Source organism: Streptomyces sp. BHT-5-2 (assembly GCF_019774615.1).
Lineage (GTDB): Bacteria > Actinomycetota > Actinomycetes > Streptomycetales > Streptomycetaceae > Streptomyces.
In genome coordinates this window covers 1,368,345-1,385,628 of the sequence record NZ_CP081497.1, presented here as the reverse complement: position 1 = coordinate 1,385,628, position 17,284 = coordinate 1,368,345, and the positions used below count along the sequence as shown (strand labels likewise).

The window sequence follows — 17,284 nt, the reverse complement described above, 5'->3', positions numbered from 1 at the left end:
CCCGATCACAAGATCAGCGACTGAGCCGAATTACGTGACTGTTCGACAGCCCCCGGTCAGGCAGCAGATCAACCGGCCGGCGGGTCTCGACATCGACCAGAACCGTGCCGTAGACCCGGCCCTTGCCCGTCGCGTACTCATCGACACCAACCACCCGCGGGGCCGGGACTTCCGGTTCAGGCAACCCGTCGAGCAGCCGCAACACCGCGCTGCGACTGATGGACACCCCGAAGACCCGGGCCATCCGGGCACCAGCCCGGCCGGCAAGGGCGAGACCGATCGCGGCGGGAGTCGAACGCAATCGCTCGGTCCACCTGCTGAGCCTCCGGGTCAGCCCCGACATCTGCTCGGCAAACGTTCGCCGTTCGCACGAAGCCGCCGGACAGAAGAACCGACGGACCCGCAAACGGAGGACCACCCGCCGTCCCCCCACTGGGCGCATCCGCAGGAAACCGCAGGTAAGAGCTGTGCACCCGACTCGATTCGCTTCCACCGACCATCACCAAACCGGGACTACGGGTCGCTTCAGCAGGGAGGTTCGAGGGGGCGAAGACGGTACCGTGCAAGGTGAGTCCGCCAGAACCGGTGAAGGACACGGGGCGGGTCGTCACCGGCGCCGGAGCCGGTGGGGCGGCAGCAGCGGTACCCGTCAGCAGCGCGGTCGCCGCAACAGCCACGGCTGACGCGGTTGCGACGGATCGAAGGATTCGAGACGGGCGCATACCCCCACTCTGCTGCGCACCACGCGCCTGTCCCATCCGATATCCCCCCGTGCAGGAGCGGGGGTTCACCGCGCCCGCCCCGGGGGGATTACCCTCTCGACTTTCGTCGTTCTGACTCCTAATCGGGCTCAAGCGATGCTGGCCCCAGTCGTGGGCATGGCCGGGAACCCGGCAATGCCCACCCTTGGCCGCTGCCCGTAGCCGACGCCTGGCACGCCGTCAGAAACGGCACCCCGGCCCATGAGGCGGCCTGCGCATTGTGTCCGTACTACGTTCACCGCGTCCGTACCTGGCTCACCGCCACCGCACCGCCGGGCGAGCGAGCCGCGGAACTCGCCGCCGCCCACGCCCGACTGTTCACCGCCCTGACCGAACACCCCGCACGGAGCCGCCTTTCATGAGCACCCCGACCGCCGCGGCGCCACGGTGATCTCGATCGGTGCCGCCGGCATCGCACCCCTGCGGATCACCGAGCACACCGAGCCGGGAGGGAAAACCAAGCGGCAGGAAGAGACGCTGACCGACCTGGTGGCCGCGGCAGCCGGGCTGATCCTCGGACAGCGCGGGCGCGGCGCTCCCGTGGCTGTACTGCGGGGCATCTCCTACGAACACAACGACGCCGGAGTTGCCGCGATGCTCCATCAGGCAGGGCGGCCGTAACGCGGCTCGCTCTGCTCGGGTCGCCCGTCGACGGCGCGCTGTCGCCCACCCTACACCAAGCGGCCTCCCGGCGACGTTCCCATGCCAGTGCGGCACAACCGACTTCCGTGGTCTCCTCACCTGCAGGGCGGGTGCCGAGGTATCCGGGCGCCAGGCCCCTCCCGACGTAACCGGGCCGGAGAAGCCGACACGGGCCTAGGCGGTGTCTTCAAATGATCTCGAGTGGTGGATCATGGTCGGGTGATACGTCGTCATGAACTGTCGGATGCGGAGTGGGAGTTCGTCCGGCCGCTGTTGCCGGAGTCCTTGCGGGGGCGGAAGCGGTTGGATGACCGCACCGTGCTCAACGGGATCGTGTGGAGGTTCCGGACGGGGGTGGCCTGGCGGGATGTGCCCGAGCGGTGCGGCCTGTGGGCGACGCTGCACACCCGCTTCCGCCGATGGGCGCTGGACGGCACGTTCGAGCGAATGCTGCGGGCCGCGCAGACGAGGGTGGAGGCGGCGGGGGACGTCGACTGGCTGGTGTCGGTCGACTCCACCGTTGTCCGCGCTCACCAGCACGCAGCCGGGGCCCGAAAAGGGGGCTCCGCAGCCCGGCACTCGGACGGTCCCGAGGTGGTCTGACCAGCAAGATTCACCTGGCCTGCGACGCTGTCGGCCGCCCGCTCGCCTTCACCGTCACGAGCGGCAACACCAACGACTGCACCCAGTTCACCGTGATGGAGGCGATACGGGTGCCCTGGCCTGGCCCTGGACGGCCACGAATCCGGCCTGCCCACGTGCGGGGAGACAAGGGCTACAGTTCCTGGGCCATCCGGACCTGGCTCAGACGGCGGGGCATCGCCCACACCATCCCCGAACGGGCCGCCCAGATCCGCAACCGGCTCCGGCGTGGCAGTCGAGGAGGACGCCCGCCCGCCTTCGACAAAGGGCTCTACAAACTGCGCAACGTGGTCGAACGCTGCTTCAACCGCTTGAAGCAATGGCGCGGCATCGCCACCCGCTACGACAAGACCACCGAGTCCTATCAGGCAGCCGTCACCCTCGCCTCGCTCCTGATGTGGGCGTGACATTTGAAGACAACTCCTAGGGAGCGATCGAACGCGTACGACGGCCCCGGGCCGATTTGTTCTACCAGACGGAGAGGCGTGATCCTGGGCATCCTCCTAATCGTCAATCGGAGGAAGCGCGGCGGGACCTGGTCCCGCCGCGCTTGTCACGGTCTGGCTGAGGCTTCTCATCAGCCGGCGTGCTCCACGGTCCAGGCTGCCTGCCGAGGGGCCCGGGCGTACGGCTTCGAGTCCGGCCCGCGGGTGCAGGGAGCGATCGGTTGTCGAGTTGTGCATCGAGGATCCCGGCAAGTCCGGCCTGTGGCTGCAGGGAGCCAACGGCCGCGGTGAGAACTGCCTTCACCTCGGGGCGCCCCTGGACAGCAGCAGGGCCCGGAAGTTTTCTGTCCGCGGTGGGTTTTCCCATCGCACCTCATCACGCCAGCGTCCTCTCAAGCTGCCCGGTCGCTGCCGCGGGTGAGCCAGCCCTGACGGCGGATGGTGAGGAGCCCGAAGACGTCGAGGGCATGGGAGAGGACGTCGGTGGCAAGGAGCTTGAAGGCAACGACCCGACGTCGGCCGGTGCGGTGCAGCAAGCGACTGGTGCGGAGGAGACGCCGGCCGCACCAGTAGGTCACCACCATGGCCGGCGCGAGGAGGTCGCCGGAGGCGGCCAGACAGAGGTAGTACGCCGTGCCGAGGATGAATCCCAGGCGCAGGATCACGGAGACGGTGACGCAGCGTGCGAGGTAGGGGTGTTGCCAGATCCATCCGCCGGCCAGTGCGCTCAGGTGTTCCCGCCAGCTGTTGCGCTGGTGGCGCAGTCTCTGGCGGACGAGGCCGGTGAAGGTGTCCGGGAAGCGGGACCATACGTGCGCGTTGGCCTGCAGGACCGTCCGGTAGCCCGCCCGGAGGGCCAGTGCGGACAGCCGCGTGTCGTCACCGGGACCGCAGCGCACGCCCAGGAAGGACTGCTGGACCAGGTCAGGGCCGATCTGTTCGAGCAGAGCGCGCCGGTAGACGGCGGTGCGGCCGGGAAGGCAGCCCAGGGCCTGTCCCCGGACGGTCTGGGCGGCCATCACCACGATCGGTCCCCGGCCGCGGCGGATTTCCTCCCAGAACGTGGCCGGTTCCAGGACGAACGACTGGGTCGCCACCCCGCCGACCGTCGGATCCACGAACGGCGCGCTGACCGTGGGCACGAGATCGCGGGCCCAGACCGTGTCCGAGTCCGTGAGAGCGACCAGGCCCGCCGTGACCGCTTGCCAGCCGGTTCGCAGCGCCCGGCGCTTGTCCCGGTCCGCCGTGGTGATCACTCGTACTCCATGTGCCCGTGCCACCTCGGCACACGCGGTGTCGTTTTCGTGGATCACGCAGACGATTTCCGCCACATCATTGCGGAGCCATGAGCGCAGGGCCCGGCCGAAGAGGGCGGGGTCCTCCCGGTAGACGGGGCACACCACGGCCATCGGCTCGCGATGGCCGCGCAGGGCCGGCCGGTACCGCCTGGCGGCGCGTAGACGGCTGGCCCGTTCGAGGCGGCCCAGTAGGGCAAGCACGATCGCCGGGGCCAGTTCGGCCGGCACCAGCCACACCGCCGCAGCCGCCATGGCCATGGCAGCGTCAGGTCCGGGGAAGGTCGTCCGGGACGGGGTCCGCCGACCCCATCAGGTTCATGAAGCCGAAGGCGTCGCTGTCAGCGATCTTCAAGTCGTCGGTGTCCATGGCGGAAGGATGCTTCCCGCCGGCCACGGGGAACAGCGGATAACTCTCGTCCAGCTCGTACGTCACGGGGCGGTGACCTCTCATCAGTTCCTCCTCCGGATCGCCCGCCTTCCATGGATTCCACGGATCTTGTGAGAAATCAACGGTTCCTTCAGGACGACTTAAGCGTCAGCGGAAGCTCAACCGCGTTGAGCGGTACCGGAAAACCGACGAAGAGTCCCGCCACGCGCGACCTGCACACCGCCCTGAGAACACAGTTGCATCCCCGAGCCGACGGGCGGCCCGAGCGCCTTGCCCCGCGACCGTGATGGCCTCGGAGCTGCCCCACACCTCCCAGCTTGCCGGACCAGCACCCGCTGACCTGGACCTCGCGCTCAGGCGTCCTTTTCTCCCAGCGGCCCCGATACTCCCTGCGAGGTTGCTACACAGCTTCTCAACCCCGAAAGGACCGCACCACGCAGACGCAGAGTCCCCGTCAGCAAACCGACGAGGACTCATGAACGGTCATGGTTAACGTTTCATCAATTCTTCGGCCAAGCATGCATGTTGGCCGATTTTCGCCTGGCACTCGCATCCCTGGCGTCCACTGGACCGCACTTGACCGGTGGAAATACACGCGTGTTACTCTCGTCGGCCGAACAGTCCGGGATGCCACATCGGGAGGGTCTGCGTTCAGTGTCCAATTCGGGGGAGTTCACGGTTGATGTCGAGGAATTGGGCTCGCTGTCGACGCGCCTGCAGCGCTGCACGGAGTCGATGAAATACGCGAGCGGTGATCTACGGAGCGCGACCGTCAGTGATCTCGGCAACGGTGAGATCGATAAGGCGGGGGCGGAGTTCAAGAGCTCCTGGGAATACGGCATCGACCAGATCACGCAATTGACCGATGCCATCAAGCAGGGCCTGCAGACCACGGCTCAGGCGTACAACGAGACGGACAGCGCCGTGCAGCAGGCACTCGCGAAGGGAACCCGTCAGGGCGGCAGCGAAAACGGTGGGGGCGGTAACGGCGGAGGCGCGGCCGCCAGCCCGTTCGGATGAGCGACCGGACTACGCGCATGACTCGGATTTCAGTCAACGGCAGTGGGGGAAGAGGAATTGTCGCTCGGTGAGCAGCTATGGGGATACGGGGGCGGCGACCCATACGAGGACAACGGAAACTTTCCGGGATTGCAATTCAATCCAGCCCCCGGAGTTCCGCAGGCAGTCAGTGACCTGGTCGAGGACCTGAACCGCGTGCAGAAGAACATTAAAAGTGCTGCGGAAACACTGCACAACATCAGCGATGGCGGCTGGTCCGGCGCCGCCGCGGACGCATTCCGCGCCAAGACCCAGGCCCTTCCCAAACTTTTGGATGAAGCCAGCAAAAGCTTCGGACTTGCTCACGGCGTGCTGCAGAAGTGGCAGACGGAACTGGGCGTGATGCAGTCCAAGGCGCATTCATACGAAACCGAGGCCGAGACTGCCCGAAAGCGCGCCGAACGGGCCGAGAAGAATGAGGACCTGAATCTCTTCCGGTTTGGCGGCATCGGGATGACCGACGCTGAGGAGGCAGAGGCCAAGAAGCGCTACACCGCAGCACTCGAGGAGTTCGGTTCGGCACGCGAGGAGCTGGCAGGCATCGTCTCCTCGGCCAAGAGCATCCGCAGTCAGCATGAGGAGTTAGCGGGCACGGTCGCCGCAGTGCTGAAGGCCGCAGGCGAAGAGGCCCCCAAGGGGCCGGGATTCTTCGACGACCTGAAGCACGCCTTGGGACAGCTGGTCAAAGGCCAGGAAATCCTCTTCCACTCCGTGCTTCAGTGGGTCAAGGAGCACGCCAACGCCATTTCTGCCGTCGGAGACGTCCTGTCCACGGTCAGCGCTGTGGTAGGCACGATCGGAATCGGGGTCGGCGTGCTGGGCAATGCCCCACTGGCAGGGGAATTCGGGGTTGCGTCATCCGTGTTCGCGGCCGGAGCGCTTGCCCTGCACGGCGTTGCTCACGCAGCGGGCGGTGAAGACGTAGTTTCGAACCGCACGCTGGCGCAGGATGCGCTGGGCGTGATTCCACTGGCCGCCGGCGCCCGTGTCGGAGGCAAGCTGGGCACCGCGATGCTCAGGAGCCGAACTGCGGATGGGGCCTCAAATTTCGGTCTCGTCGATTCCTGGGCCAGCCTCTTCGGAGACCCCTCCGTGTTCGAGAATTTTGCGCCAAAGAATCCGCGACAGGCCATTGAGCTGGGAGTCGGCCCCTTGCTCCCTGCACTCGAAAACGCATGGAACAAGGGAAGCGAAAAGGATAAAGCTGCTGGTGCCGGGTGATGATGTTCCATGAATGATGAGGCCATAGCCGCAAGTTTCGATGGAAGGCCGTCCGTCGAGGTCATCCTCACCGGGTTCACAGCACATCGCGCTGACCGCGTCACCTGGATCGCCACGGAGCTGGGTTACGCACTCGACTCCGAGGAGATGCAGGGGCGTGGAGCGATTCGATTGACTTTTACACGCGACGACAGCCCAGCATCTCGCCTACGCGCCCAGGCGGCAATTTCCCGGGTGCAGGCTGCAGGGACTTGGTGCGCAGTAACTACGCATCCTTGGTCGGTGGCCCAGGCCCCAGATCCGTCCCTGATCACCCCGTTGCGCGCAGCGAAGGCGGTGCGAGGAGCCACAGCATCCAAAGGATGGCACCCCTCTCAGGTGATCATTACGTGCGTTTTCGGGGCCATCGTGTGCTTCTCAATGGCGTTGGCTGTCCGTGGCTCAGCGATCGTCAGTGCGGGCTCATGCATCCTCGGAGTCCTGTTCGTGATCGGATCCATTCTCGGACCGCGCTACGGGAGACGTCGCCAACAAAAGAATCTAGAGCTGCTCGAGGAGGTCCGACAACAGGAAGCTGCTCGCTTCTGGGTGCCCCCTCCATCCCCGCCGCCTCCCTTACCGCCAGCAGGCCCGCCCTACGACCAGACAGGGAGTTAGCATTGCAATTCGCCGTTCCTGAAGGGTTTACCGCCATCCCAATAGGGGTGACCATCGAAGAAGCGGAAGAAATTGTCGCCGCGAGAATATCCAAGGATACTCTCGGATCGAACCCATCGATGTTCCAAACCCTTGCGGAAAACCTTCACAAGGCATCGCAGCTACTCGAAAGGTCGGGCGCCTTGCATGCCGGCACGTGCGTGCGAACCTATGACAGTGAACTCTCACTAGGCACCTTGCTGGTCACCGTCACGCCTTTCGAGTTCGGCGATACAGCCGTGGCGGCAAACGGAATAATTCGCTCTCTCGTTGCCGGACGAGGGGAGTCTTGGGGCGGGAGCGTGTTCGACACCCCCAACGGCCCCATAGCCGTGGTGTCCGGGATGAAGAGTTTCCAGATTTCTACGGAAACATCTCCGTCGAGAGAGGAGCAGGAATTACCTATGGCGGAAATGCAGGCTTTTTTACCCATCCCGCAAGGGGAAGAGAATCAGCAGCAGTGCCTCGTCTGTATAAATTTCACGACACCCGACAGGGATCATTGGGACGAGTACTGCTCCGACATTGTGGAGCTACTGCACAGCATCACTTTCGACCATCCTGACCCCGCCGTGCCCAGCTCAAGTTCCCAGCCCACCTCAGAAAGTTCACACACGCTGCCCCCAACCGAGCCCACTACGGATGCCACACGCCTCGATAACGACACATCGATGACTCCTTTCGGATAAGCATTTCAAGTGAGCTCCTCGCGGGCGATCCGCCGGGGCAGGTTGCGCTGCCCGATCGCGAGCCGCTCCTGCTGCACTAAGCCCCGTCGCGACTAGGCATTGTCCCGTTAAGGGTGGGCGAGTCGACATCTCCCTGGCTGGAGGCGAGGATGTCGGATGTCATCGGTCCGTTGAGTTCTGCCATGGAGGACCGCTCGTGAGCCTGTCGTATCGAGCACGTGTGGTGGCACTCCTGGAGGAGTCGCCGCTCACCACGGAGGCTGTCATCACGGACGTTCGCCACCTGCTCTCGCACGGTGAGGAGGCTTTGGCGTTCGACACCATGTGCTCGTGGATCTATGAGGACGACCTGCCCATCACTCGGCAGTACCACGCTCGACTAGTGGCAATGGCGGACGAGATGGACACCCCGAGGTCCGTCCAACGCCTTGACGAGCTGCTGATCGACTGACACTTACCCCTCGGCGGTGTTGTCGAGGGATGATCCTTTCCGTGGCAGGTGTGATCACGGGGTCGGAGCCGTCTTGGATAGCCCCGTTCACTGGTCTGAGCCCTCGCCTGTTCGGCCGGCTGGTGACCGTGCTGCGGCGCGAGGGTGCGGATACGGTCCGCAGGGGCCGTCCGTGGAGCCTTCCACCGGAGGACCGGGCCCTGCTGGTCGCGGCCTACTGGCGAACGAACTTGACGCTGCGCCAGCTCGCCCCGCTCCTCGGAGTGTCCAAGTCAGCAGCGGACCGCATCATCGACCACCTCGGACCTATGCTCGCGCTGCGGTCCAGTACGTCGACCCCGATGCGCACCGTTGGGGCCGCCGCTCCGCTCACGAAGCGGCGTGCAGGTCGACGAGTCGCTGCTTTGCCAGCAGGTCGTCGCTTGTATCGCGCGCCCGCACCAGGTGCGCTTTCCCGCGGTATGTCATGACCTCGGCAGGGAATCCGTGGCTGAGGAAGAGTCCGGGTGAGGCGGTGGGGCCGTAGGCTCCGGAGCGTTCCACCCCCAGCAGGCCACCAGGGCGGACTTCGGGGAGCGGTACCTTCTTGCCGATCACGTCATTGGGGGTGCACAGAGGGCCGGTCACGGTATAGGGGCGGGACGCCGGGGCTCCCGAGCGGGTCAGATGCCGGATCGGAAAGTTCCGCTTGACGAAACTGCCGACGCCGACAGCAGCCATGTGATGGTTCGTGCCGCCGTCGGCAACGGCGAAAATCTCCCCCATGGACTCCTTGACCTGCCGGACCTTGACCACGTACGTGCCTGATGACGCTGTGAGGTAGCGGCCCAGCTCCATGATCAGCCGGCATCCGGGGTGGCGACGGGTGAACGGCTCCACGACTCGGGTGATCCCGCTGCCCAGGCGTGCCAGGTCCAGATCGGACTCGTTGTCGAAGTAGGCGACGCCGAGACCACCTCCGAAGTCCACCGTCTCCAGGGGGATGCCCAGCACGGAGGCCAGGTGGTCGGCCATCTGAAGGATGCGCTCGGTGTTGCTGACGACGTCCTCGTGGTGGAGGAATCTGGTCCCCATATATGCGTGGATGCCCTTCACCCGCACATGGGACAGGTCCGCCAGGAGGCTCTTGGCGCTCTGCAGCGTCTCCTCGTCGATGCCGAACTGGCGGGGCTTTCCGCCCATGGCGAGTCCGGACCCCTTGCTCCCGAAAGCGGGGTTGACCCGGAATATCACGGGGCACAACTCCCCGCGCTCGGCCGCGAGCTGGTCCAGCTGGGCAACCTCGTCGAGCGACTCACACACAACGGCATGGATGCCCGCGTCGAGGCATGCCCTGAGCTCTTGCAGGTCCTTGCCGGGGCCGAGGAAAATGATGTCATCGGGCGCGACACCTGCCTGGAGGGCGGTGCGGAGTTCGACGTACGACGAGACTTCCGCACCGGCCCCGAGACCATGCAGGAATGCGCAGACGCTGAGGTTTGGGTTCGCCTTGAGTGAGTAGAACACGTCGACCTGTCGCGGCAGATGGCTGCGCAGTTCGCGGTACGTCTGTTCCAGCACCTCCGCGTCGTAGACGTACAGAGGCGTTCCGAACCTCTCAGCAAGGTCCCGGCAGGCAATCGCATGGGGGTCAACCGACTGCATGCTCACCCCTGACCTTGCGTATCTCGAATGCGACCAGTGGAGCCGTCGTGATCGGTGTGTTCGTGGATCGCACGAACAGGGTCCAACCTGCTGGCAGGACGCGCATCTTCCACCTCTTCTCCGGTGACGCCGTTGCCGTATGGAGAAGATCTTGCTCTGTGAGTATCGGCCGGTGGAAGAGGGATTCGGTGGCCTCAACAGGCCCTGGACGGTTCAGTCCTCGGTCTCGTCGGGGTCACCAAGGGCCTGCATGCTGGGAGGAATGGGCGGCACCTGGGCCCGGCGTAAGCACCAACCCGCCAAGGTGGGTTCCTGCTCTGCGGCAGCCCAGATGTTTCGTGCAGCCACTTCGGCCTTCTGCGGGCTGCTGGTCTGCAGGTACAAACCGATCACCGGGTACGGCTTGGCTGATGTGTGTACAGAGATGTGCTCCAGGAGGTGCGGGGCTGCGTATCGGCAGAGGACCGATCGCAGGTCGGGAGGCAGGACGGCAAGGGCGCTCAGTGGCGCCAACTCGAGGTGGACGAGATGCATCATCGGGGCCCGTCCCTTGTCTTGGAAGAAGGTCGGCCAATGGAGAAGCAGGTGACCCGAGAGTGCCTCGTCTCGGGTCACCATTATCAGTCGCGGATCAGCCCCCGAATCGCCGCGATCGCTCCGGCTTGGAAGCGGCTGCGTGCTCCGAGCTGTGACATCAGAGTTGATGCGATGCGGCGAGCGGTTCGATAGGAGACTCCCAGTCGCTTCGCAACCCCCTCGTCGGTGTGCCCTTCGGACAAAAGCCTGAGCACCTCGGCTTCCTGACGCGACGTCGGTGGGCCTTGCGCAGGTGAAGATGCGTTCAGCACCTGGGAGGTTCCCCATAGGGTGTCGAACTGAGCCGAGAGCAGCCCAACCAGAGCGGGCACCCTAACCATCAGGGCCTCGATGCCTCCTCCTTCATCGCTGTGCTGCATGACAAAGGCGACACGCCGGTCGAAGATGCAGACATGGCCAGGCAGCGATGGTGCCGTTCGGATGTGGCTCCCACGTGAAGTGAGCTGCTCCACAGAGGCTATAGCCTCGGGTGCCGTTCGCGTGCTGTCGAGGAACAGTGCTCGCACTGCGCCTTCGCATTCCAGCACGCTGAGGCATGCGGGTAAGAACGTTCCCCACTCATCGACCTGGCGAGGGCTGATGGGTACACAGACGAGTAGCTCAGTTCTCTGGCTGGCACAAGCCGATGTCAGATGGTCACGAATACTGTCGATGCCGTGGAGAACCTCGACGCTGTCGCCTCGCGAGGCCGCTGTGGCAGCGGAGGGGGCCGCCGTCAACTGCAAGGCCGCCACCCGCGCTTCCTCCACGCGCTGCTGCTGAGCCGCGAGGGCGGCTTCCTGGCGAGCCAGCAGCAGATCTGCGGCAATCCGGAGATCCACCGTATGCAAACTGTGGGGGTCATCGACAGCAGGGCGTACCAGAGACATTTCACTCAGGTCGTCGAGCGCCTCGCGGACCCGGCGCTCGGGTAACCGAAGACGCTTCGCGAGATCGGGTACTCCCGCCTGCGGGTGTGCGAGCACGGCACGGTAGACCGCTTCGGTGGTCGTGCTCATTCCGAGTGCGTCGAGCATGCAGTTCCTCGTCGTGATGGGCCTGAACGTCGTGATGGCTTCCGCGTGAGCTTGCAAAGCTGACGCGGCCAGCTCTGGCCGGTGCCCTGAACAAGCGGGGCGGAGCTGGTGCCTCAGATACCTGCTTCCCGCGTCGTGGCGAGCACACCGCGCGGGAGCCTGATGCTGACGCACAGGGCCGCGGCCAGGCCGCACAGCGCGGCAACGCCGAGCCACACGGCGGTGTAGCTTCCGGTGATGTCCCGGGCCATCCCTGCCAGCAAGGTGGCCAACCCCGCGCCTACCTGGTGGGCCGCGTTCACCCAGGCGAAGACAATGGTGCTGTTGGTGCCGAAGAACTCGCGGCACAGCGCGATCGTCGGTGGCACGGTGGCGAGGTCGAGCAGTCCGAAGGAGAGGGTGAAGAACACCATGGCCGGGCTGATGGACGGCCCCATCAGACCAGGCAGGAACGCAAGACTCACGCCGCGCAGCGCGTACGTGCCGGCCAGCAGCCACCGGGGATCGAAGCGGTCAGTGCACCAGCCGGCGATGATGGTGCCCACGACATTGACCGCCCCCATGACGGCCAGCAGGGTCGAGGCGGTGGTGCTGGACATACCCGCATCGTGGGCGGCGGGGACGAAGTGGGCCATCATCACGCCGTTGGTGGATGCCCCGCACACTGCGAAGGTGCCTGCGACCAGCCAGAAGGGACCCGGTTTGGCCACGGACCGTAGGACGCGCAGGGCCCGCAGGACCGTACCTGGCACAGGGGCGGGCTTGGGCACTGGCTGGGCGGCTCCGTAGGGGGCCAGTCCGAGGTCGGCCGGGTGGTCGCGCAACAGGAGGAACGCGACTGCGGCGACGGCAACGGCGACGGCGGTCACCGTCAGGGTGGCCGTCCGCCACCCGGATCGATTGGTGATCTCGGACAGCAGCGGCAGCAGCACCATGCCACCGAACATCGTGGCGGAGCTGAGGAAGCCGGTGACCAGTCCTCGGCGGGCGGCGAACCAGCGGTCGGCGATCAGCGCGCCGAAGGCCATCGCGATCGAGCCGCAGCCAAGGCCGACCATCACGCCCCAGCACAATACGAGTTGCCAGGGCGCGGTGATGACTGTGGTCAGGCAGGCTCCCACCGCGATGACCAGTAGCGCGCCGACCACGACACGACGCACACCGAGTCGATCCATCAGGGCTGCGGCGAACGGAGCGGTCAGCCCGTACAGGACGGTGTTGACCGACACGGCGAGGCTGACGGTGCCGTGGGACCAGCCAAAGGAGTCATGCAGCGGGTTCACCAGCAGGTTGGGCATGCCCGTGAAGGTGCCGGCACAGGTGATGACCGTGAAACCCACGAGAGCGATCAGCCACGCTCGATGAAGGCCCTGACGACGTGGGGGCGTTGCATTCTCAGCTGTGGAAGGAGTGGTGGTACTGGAGGACATGCCGGTCACTCTTCTGCACCGTGGCAGACGCCGACAGTGGCCAGCGGGCCACAGGGTGAAAGAATCGTGCCATGAACGTGCACGCCAAGACGGTGACGAGCACGCGGCATCGGGTGGTCACGCTGGTGCGGCACGGCGTGATGCCCATGGAGCTCGGTATCGTCCACCAGATGTTCCGGCAGGCTCGCTCTGCCTCCGGCGACCCGCTGTACGACGTGACGACTTGCGCGCCGAGCGCCGGGCTGGTGCGCACAGACGCCGACTTCCGCGTCGAAGTGCACCATGGCCCCGAGGCCCTGGCTCAGGCCGACACCGTCCTTGTGCCCGCCTCGCACGAAGTCGACGAGACCGAAACCGACGGCACCTTGGGTCCCGAACTCGCCGCCGCATGGGCCCATATCCGTCCGCGAACCCGTATCGCTTCCATCTGCACCGGCGCCTTCGTGCTGGCCGCAGCCGGTCTGCTGGACGGCCATCGGGCCACCACTCACTGGAAGTCTGCAGACCGCTTGCGCCGGCTGCATCCGCGCGTCCGCGTCGATGCGGATGTGCTCTACGTGGACGAGGGCGATGTGCTGACCTCTGCGGGGGAAGCCGCCGGCATCGACCTGTGTCTGCACCTCATACGCCGCGATCACGGCTCCGCCGTCGCCAACGACGTGGCCCGCGCTACCGTCGTTCCACCCCATCGCGACGGCGGTCAGGCCCAGTTCATCCCACACCCGATTCCCGAGCCGCATGGTCCGTCCACAGCCGCCGCCCGCGCCTGGGCCCTGACCCACCTCGACGACCAGGTCACGCTGCGTGACATGGCCCGACAGGAAGCGACGAGTACGCGCACCTTCTCCCGGAAGTTCCGCCAGGAAACCGGAACCTCTCCCATGCAGTGGCTTACGCTCCAACGCGTCGAACGAGCCCGGCAGTTGCTGGAAGAGACCGACATGACCGTCGAGCACATCGCCTCCCAGGTCGGCTTCGGCACCTCCGTATCGCTCCGCCAGCATCTACTGGCGCGGCTCGGCGTCACTCCCAGCGCCTATCGCGCCACCTTCCGCGGCCCGGCCAGCACCCCGACCTCGCCCCACCTTGGTAGCCACTGATGCCTGGGATGCGTGGCTGCAGCAGGGTCTCGACGATGGCCAGACGGCCCTGCGTCAACGAAATTGTCCCGTCTCAAACGATCTTGCCCCGGCCCGGACCTGTGACCTGCAGCGACCAGACCAGGTGAGACGGGAAGACCGAGGATCTCGTGATCTGGCCTTGGGCGACCGGAGGCCGGACTTCGTCTCAGTTGATCCGGCCCGGTTCCGCCCGACTGAGATGGAAGCCGTCCGGGCAGTCGCGACGGAGCTCCTCATATCGCTGGGCGTAGACATCGACCGCCTCGCGCAGGGTGCAGCCGAATGATTCGCGGATCGCCTTGATTGCGAGGATTGTTCGGTCCTCCAGAATGTCACGATCCACGTTCCCGGACAGCTGTTCCATGGGCCGCCACGGTACCTGCCCCACGGGACCACGCTGCACCGGAGCCAGACCACCTGAGACCACAAGCGAATCGGACCAGATCACTTGAGACGGAGACCCGTTCCGCAGAGATGGGTCAGAAATCGCGGATACTGCAGTCACCAGGGGTGTGTAGGTTCTCCACTTCGCTGTCAGGCGACGATGCTGTGACCTGCGGTTCTTCTCGTTGTCTCAGATCGTGTCGCTGAGCTGTTGTCTGAGGATCATGTCGCTTCCTCAGCGAGCGAGGTTGGACCGCTCGATAGACAACGCGGCAGACTAGCTCGCATGGTGCGCCTGCGGGTTCTCACGACTGACGACTGGCCGTTGTGGCGGGACGTTCGTCTCGCTGCGCTGAGTGAGGCTCCGCGCTCCTTCAAGTCCCGGCTGGAGGACTGGCACGGCGGTGGGGAGGAGCGGTGGCGTGCGCGTCTGGCCATGACCGGGGCTCACAACATCGTCGCGTTTCTGCGCGGGCAGGCGGTGGGAATGGCCAGTGGGCTTCCCGCGGACCGCGAGGTCTGCGAGCTGAGATCGGTGTGGGTCAGTCCCGAGGCCCGGGGCTGCGGCGTCGGAGACCTCCTGGTCGCGGTGATCGAGGCGTGGGCCCGACGATCGGGCGCCACCACGTTGAAGCTGGCGGTGATCCCGGGCAACGAGCCTGCCGTGACGCTGTATCAACGCCACGGGTTCGACTTCTCCGGAGAATTCGGGGATCTCGTGTCCGGCGACGGGGTCAGGGAACAGCTGATGGTGAAGATTCTACGCTGACAGGCGCAGACCCATCGGTGGCTAGGGGCGCGGCGGACTGGACGCGGATCGACCGTAGGAGGCTCGGGCAGCAGTGCCGCGAATTGGTCCCAGAGCCGGTCGGCCAACCATGACGGCAGGACGGGCACAGTCTCCCCAGCGGTCACAGAGCGTCGCAACTCCATGATCACCGGGACCTGCGCCCACCTTGCTCCCCGGGCTCCCCACGCCAGCGCAAGCTCTTACTGATCTTGTTCGATACATGGGCGAGTCATCGTGGACCGCAGTCGGCGGGGACGCGCGGCAGCTTGCGGCGGTGGCTCGTGATCCTCGCCGTGTTGGCGGGCGCCCCCGTCGAGCACGGCTTCGCGCACCTGAAGACCTGGCGCATCCTCACCAAACTCCGCACGAGCCCCGCCCGCGCCACCAACCTGCTCCGCGCCCTGCTCGTCCTGACGAACCTCGAACTCGGCCGCTGACAGACGATCAAGACCGAAGACAGCCACCCACGACCAGCACGAGCACCCACGAACCCCGCCACACCAGTAGCCGCACCAGCGCCAAGATGGTGGATCTTCAGTGAAGATCCGACCGGACCTCGGTCAGTCGATGCCTTCGACGATGCGGAAGTCGCGCTCGACGCCGTCGGCGAGAGCGGCCAGCGCCTCCTGGTAGGCCGCACTCTCGCGCGCCGCGACGGCCTGCTCGAAGCTGTCGAACTCGATCAGGACGGTGCGCTCGGCGATTCCGGCGTCATGCGCCACGACCCGACCGTCACGGGCGAAGGTCCGGCCGCCCCCGGCCTTGACGGCCGGACCGGCCAGCTTGTTGTAAGCAGCCAGCTTCTCAGGGTCTGAAATGGTGCGGTAGACGCTGACCCAGTAGCCCTTGGGCATGGAACCTCCAGTGTTGGGACGAGTGCATCTGACTTACGAGTTGGTCTCGGACGGGCGTCGGCGGGCGAGAGCGAGGCTTGTCAGCGTCGTGATCGCCATGGCACCGATGCCGACCAGCGCCGCGGTGGTGTAGGCGCTGTCGTCGGGGAAGAGGTGGCCGGGGCCGGTGCCCGCGGCGAGGATCAGGCCGCCGATGGCGCTGCCCAGGGAGGACCCGACGCTGCGGACGACGTAGTTGAAGCTCATGGCGCTCGACGTCTCGCTCTTGGGGGTGACGGCCAGGATGACGCCGGGCATCGCGGCCGAGAAGCCGCCGACGCCGAAGCCGAGCACGCCCCTCGCCGCGAACAGTTCGGCCAGGTCCGACCGGACCTTCGCGAACAGGGCGAACCCGAGGATCTGAAGACGCCCGGCCTCCTCACTGGACCTCGAGAGCCGCCCCGAGGAGGTCGCGGACGCCCTGTGCAGCATCCGAGGTCGTCTGGAGGACCGCGACCCCGGCGATCAGTGCGCGGCGATCGGCTCGGTTGCCGGGTTCAAGGGGCAGACGGAGCGCCCTGACAGCGAACGAGATGGCGTGGTACCAACCGCAGACCAAGACCAGCTCGAGTGCGGCATCTTCATCGGCAACAGCGACCAGGTTGGCCCAGGTGTCGTCGGAGAGATCAACGGTCGCATGGAGCTCGTCGACCGCTTCAAGCACGGCACGATCAGCGGCGTTCCAGCAGTCGTCCGCTGGCTTTCCATCCGCGAGGGACGCAAGCTGCGCGGCGTCAAATCCCGCCTTCTCGGCGAAGCCTGCGACGTGCACGGCCCACTCGTAGTCGGCGCTACACAGCGCGGTGGTCCGGTCGATGACCAGCTCGCGCTGGCGCAGAGTGAGAGCGGAGCGCCGAGAGAAGTAGTAGCTTCCCCAGCCCGCGATGGAGCGGGCGAGCTCGGGCCGGCGGGCCCACACCCGGAACAGCTGGATGGGTGAATGCCCGAGGAGCTCAAGGGCCTCGCTGGCCCCCTCGTCGTAGGGCGGTGAGAGCGGTTCGATTCGCGGTTGCTTCGATTTCAGAGGCACGGCGGCACGCTAACATTGGCGCTTCGGAAAGGGAAGCAGATGACACGACCAACACCACTGCCAGGCCGGCGGGTCCGCGGTTCGCA

16 protein-coding genes and 4 pseudogenes are annotated in these 17,284 nt (G+C 65.9%); 10 read left to right on the top strand and 10 right to left on the bottom strand.

What is annotated here, in order from left to right:
- Positions 1–13: 13 nt before the first annotated feature.
- The gene (locus tag K2224_RS34080; protein WP_221911006.1) at positions 14–244 is read right to left on the bottom strand and encodes a hypothetical protein; all 231 of its coding nucleotides are present in this window, start codon (positions 242–244) and stop codon (positions 14–16) included.
- An 886-nt stretch (positions 245–1,130) separates the two neighbouring features.
- Between K2224_RS34080 and K2224_RS34075 the strand changes: the two are divergent.
- Positions 1,131–1,382, top strand: a pseudogene (locus tag K2224_RS34075) (coenzyme F420-0:L-glutamate ligase); the annotation flags it as partial.
- A 243-nt stretch (positions 1,383–1,625) separates the two neighbouring features.
- Positions 1,626–2,452, top strand: a pseudogene (locus K2224_RS34070) (IS5 family transposase).
- Between the two features lie 431 nt (positions 2,453–2,883).
- Here K2224_RS34070 and K2224_RS34065 read toward each other — a convergent pair.
- Positions 2,884–4,047: a glycosyltransferase gene (locus K2224_RS34065; protein WP_221911005.1), complete on the bottom strand. Its 1,164-nt coding sequence runs from the start codon at positions 4,045–4,047 to the stop codon at positions 2,884–2,886.
- 7 nt (positions 4,048–4,054) lie between these two features.
- Positions 4,055–4,240, bottom strand: coding sequence for a hypothetical protein (locus K2224_RS34060; protein WP_221911004.1), 186 nt, complete (start codon positions 4,238–4,240; stop codon positions 4,055–4,057).
- A gap of 591 nt (positions 4,241–4,831) precedes the next feature.
- On the opposite strand from K2224_RS34060, the gene K2224_RS34055 reads away from it, so the two are divergent.
- The 5 genes and pseudogenes from K2224_RS34055 to K2224_RS34035 all read left to right on the top strand — a co-directional run.
- Positions 4,832–5,197 carry a hypothetical protein gene (locus K2224_RS34055; protein WP_221911003.1) on the top strand — a complete coding sequence of 122 codons (366 nt, stop codon included), beginning with the start codon at positions 4,832–4,834 and terminating at the stop codon, positions 5,195–5,197.
- Positions 5,198–5,239: 42 nt separating this feature from the next.
- Positions 5,240–6,457: a putative T7SS-secreted protein gene (locus tag K2224_RS34050; protein WP_221911002.1), complete on the top strand. Its 1,218-nt coding sequence runs from the start codon at positions 5,240–5,242 to the stop codon at positions 6,455–6,457.
- 704 nt (positions 6,458–7,161) lie between these two features.
- On the top strand, positions 7,162–7,842 hold the full coding sequence (locus K2224_RS34045) for a hypothetical protein (RefSeq protein WP_221911001.1): 681 nt from the start codon (positions 7,162–7,164) through the stop codon (positions 7,840–7,842).
- Positions 7,843–8,038: 196 nt separating this feature from the next.
- The gene (locus K2224_RS34040) at positions 8,039–8,293 is read left to right on the top strand and encodes a MafI family immunity protein (RefSeq protein WP_221911000.1); all 255 of its coding nucleotides are present in this window, start codon (positions 8,039–8,041) and stop codon (positions 8,291–8,293) included.
- 41 nt (positions 8,294–8,334) lie between these two features.
- Positions 8,335–8,616: pseudogene (locus K2224_RS34035) on the top strand (transposase family protein); the annotation flags it as partial.
- A gap of 46 nt (positions 8,617–8,662) precedes the next feature.
- Here K2224_RS34035 and K2224_RS34030 read toward each other — a convergent pair.
- From K2224_RS34030 to K2224_RS34020, 3 genes are all read right to left on the bottom strand, one after another.
- The gene (locus tag K2224_RS34030) at positions 8,663–9,937 is read right to left on the bottom strand and encodes a type III PLP-dependent enzyme (protein WP_221910999.1); all 1,275 of its coding nucleotides are present in this window, start codon (positions 9,935–9,937) and stop codon (positions 8,663–8,665) included.
- A gap of 620 nt (positions 9,938–10,557) precedes the next feature.
- Entirely contained in the window at positions 10,558–11,550 is a 993-nt protein-coding gene (locus K2224_RS34025) for a helix-turn-helix transcriptional regulator (RefSeq protein WP_221910998.1), read from the bottom strand.
- Between the two features lie 113 nt (positions 11,551–11,663).
- Entirely contained in the window at positions 11,664–12,980 is a 1,317-nt protein-coding gene (locus K2224_RS34020; RefSeq protein WP_221912125.1) for an MFS transporter, read from the bottom strand.
- Between the two features lie 71 nt (positions 12,981–13,051).
- Here K2224_RS34020 and K2224_RS34015 point away from each other — a divergent pair, with 71 nt between their 5' ends.
- Positions 13,052–14,080, top strand: a complete 1,029-nt coding sequence (locus K2224_RS34015) for a GlxA family transcriptional regulator (RefSeq protein ID WP_221910997.1) — start codon at positions 13,052–13,054, stop codon at positions 14,078–14,080.
- Between the two features lie 187 nt (positions 14,081–14,267).
- On the opposite strand, the gene K2224_RS34010 is transcribed toward K2224_RS34015, so the two are convergent.
- Complete coding sequence (locus tag K2224_RS34010; RefSeq protein WP_221910996.1) at positions 14,268–14,465, bottom strand: hypothetical protein; 198 nt, start codon at positions 14,463–14,465, stop codon at positions 14,268–14,270.
- 306 nt (positions 14,466–14,771) lie between these two features.
- Between K2224_RS34010 and K2224_RS34005 the strand changes: the two genes are divergently transcribed.
- Complete coding sequence (locus K2224_RS34005) at positions 14,772–15,254, top strand: GNAT family N-acetyltransferase (protein ID WP_221910995.1); 483 nt, start codon at positions 14,772–14,774, stop codon at positions 15,252–15,254.
- Between the two features lie 302 nt (positions 15,255–15,556).
- Positions 15,557–15,712 carry a hypothetical protein gene (locus tag K2224_RS34000; RefSeq protein WP_260693646.1) on the top strand — a complete coding sequence of 52 codons (156 nt, stop codon included), beginning with the start codon at positions 15,557–15,559 and terminating at the stop codon, positions 15,710–15,712.
- Positions 15,713–15,835: 123 nt separating this feature from the next.
- Here the strand turns inward: K2224_RS34000 and K2224_RS33995 are convergent, their stop codons facing one another.
- The 3 genes and pseudogenes from K2224_RS33995 to K2224_RS33985 all read right to left on the bottom strand — a co-directional run bounded on the left by K2224_RS33995 (position 15,836) and on the right by K2224_RS33985 (position 17,198).
- Complete coding sequence (locus K2224_RS33995) at positions 15,836–16,129, bottom strand: DUF1330 domain-containing protein (protein ID WP_221910994.1); 294 nt, start codon at positions 16,127–16,129, stop codon at positions 15,836–15,838.
- A 33-nt stretch (positions 16,130–16,162) separates the two neighbouring features.
- Positions 16,163–16,522 (bottom strand): annotated as a pseudogene (locus K2224_RS33990) (MFS transporter); the annotation flags it as partial.
- 25 nt (positions 16,523–16,547) lie between these two features.
- A complete protein-coding gene (locus K2224_RS33985) occupies positions 16,548–17,198 on the bottom strand; it encodes a carboxymuconolactone decarboxylase family protein (RefSeq protein ID WP_260693645.1) in 651 nt (216 codons plus the stop codon).
- Between the last annotated feature and the right edge of the window lie 86 nt (positions 17,199–17,284).

What these genes read in the sequence shown, in the direction of transcription:
- K2224_RS34080 (WP_221911006.1), bottom strand. Translation starts at nt 244, where the DNA reads ATGGCCCGGGTCTTCGGGGTGTCCATCAGTCGCAGCGCGGTGTTGCGG.
- K2224_RS34065 (WP_221911005.1), bottom strand. Translation starts at nt 4,047, where the DNA reads ATGGCCATGGCGGCTGCGGCGGTGTGGCTGGTGCCGGCCGAACTGGCC.
- K2224_RS34060 (WP_221911004.1), bottom strand. Translation starts at nt 4,240, where the DNA reads ATGAGAGGTCACCGCCCCGTGACGTACGAGCTGGACGAGAGTTATCCG.
- K2224_RS34030 (WP_221910999.1), bottom strand. Translation starts at nt 9,937, where the DNA reads ATGCAGTCGGTTGACCCCCATGCGATTGCCTGCCGGGACCTTGCTGAG.
- K2224_RS34025 (WP_221910998.1), bottom strand. Translation starts at nt 11,550, where the DNA reads ATGCTCGACGCACTCGGAATGAGCACGACCACCGAAGCGGTCTACCGT.
- K2224_RS34020 (WP_221912125.1), bottom strand. Translation starts at nt 12,980, where the DNA reads ATGTCCTCCAGTACCACCACTCCTTCCACAGCTGAGAATGCAACGCCC.
- K2224_RS34015 (WP_221910997.1), top strand. Translation starts at nt 13,052, where the DNA reads ATGAACGTGCACGCCAAGACGGTGACGAGCACGCGGCATCGGGTGGTC.
- K2224_RS34010 (WP_221910996.1), bottom strand. Translation starts at nt 14,465, where the DNA reads ATGGAACAGCTGTCCGGGAACGTGGATCGTGACATTCTGGAGGACCGA.
- K2224_RS34005 (WP_221910995.1), top strand. Translation starts at nt 14,772, where the DNA reads ATGGTGCGCCTGCGGGTTCTCACGACTGACGACTGGCCGTTGTGGCGG.
- K2224_RS33995 (WP_221910994.1), bottom strand. Translation starts at nt 16,129, where the DNA reads ATGCCCAAGGGCTACTGGGTCAGCGTCTACCGCACCATTTCAGACCCT.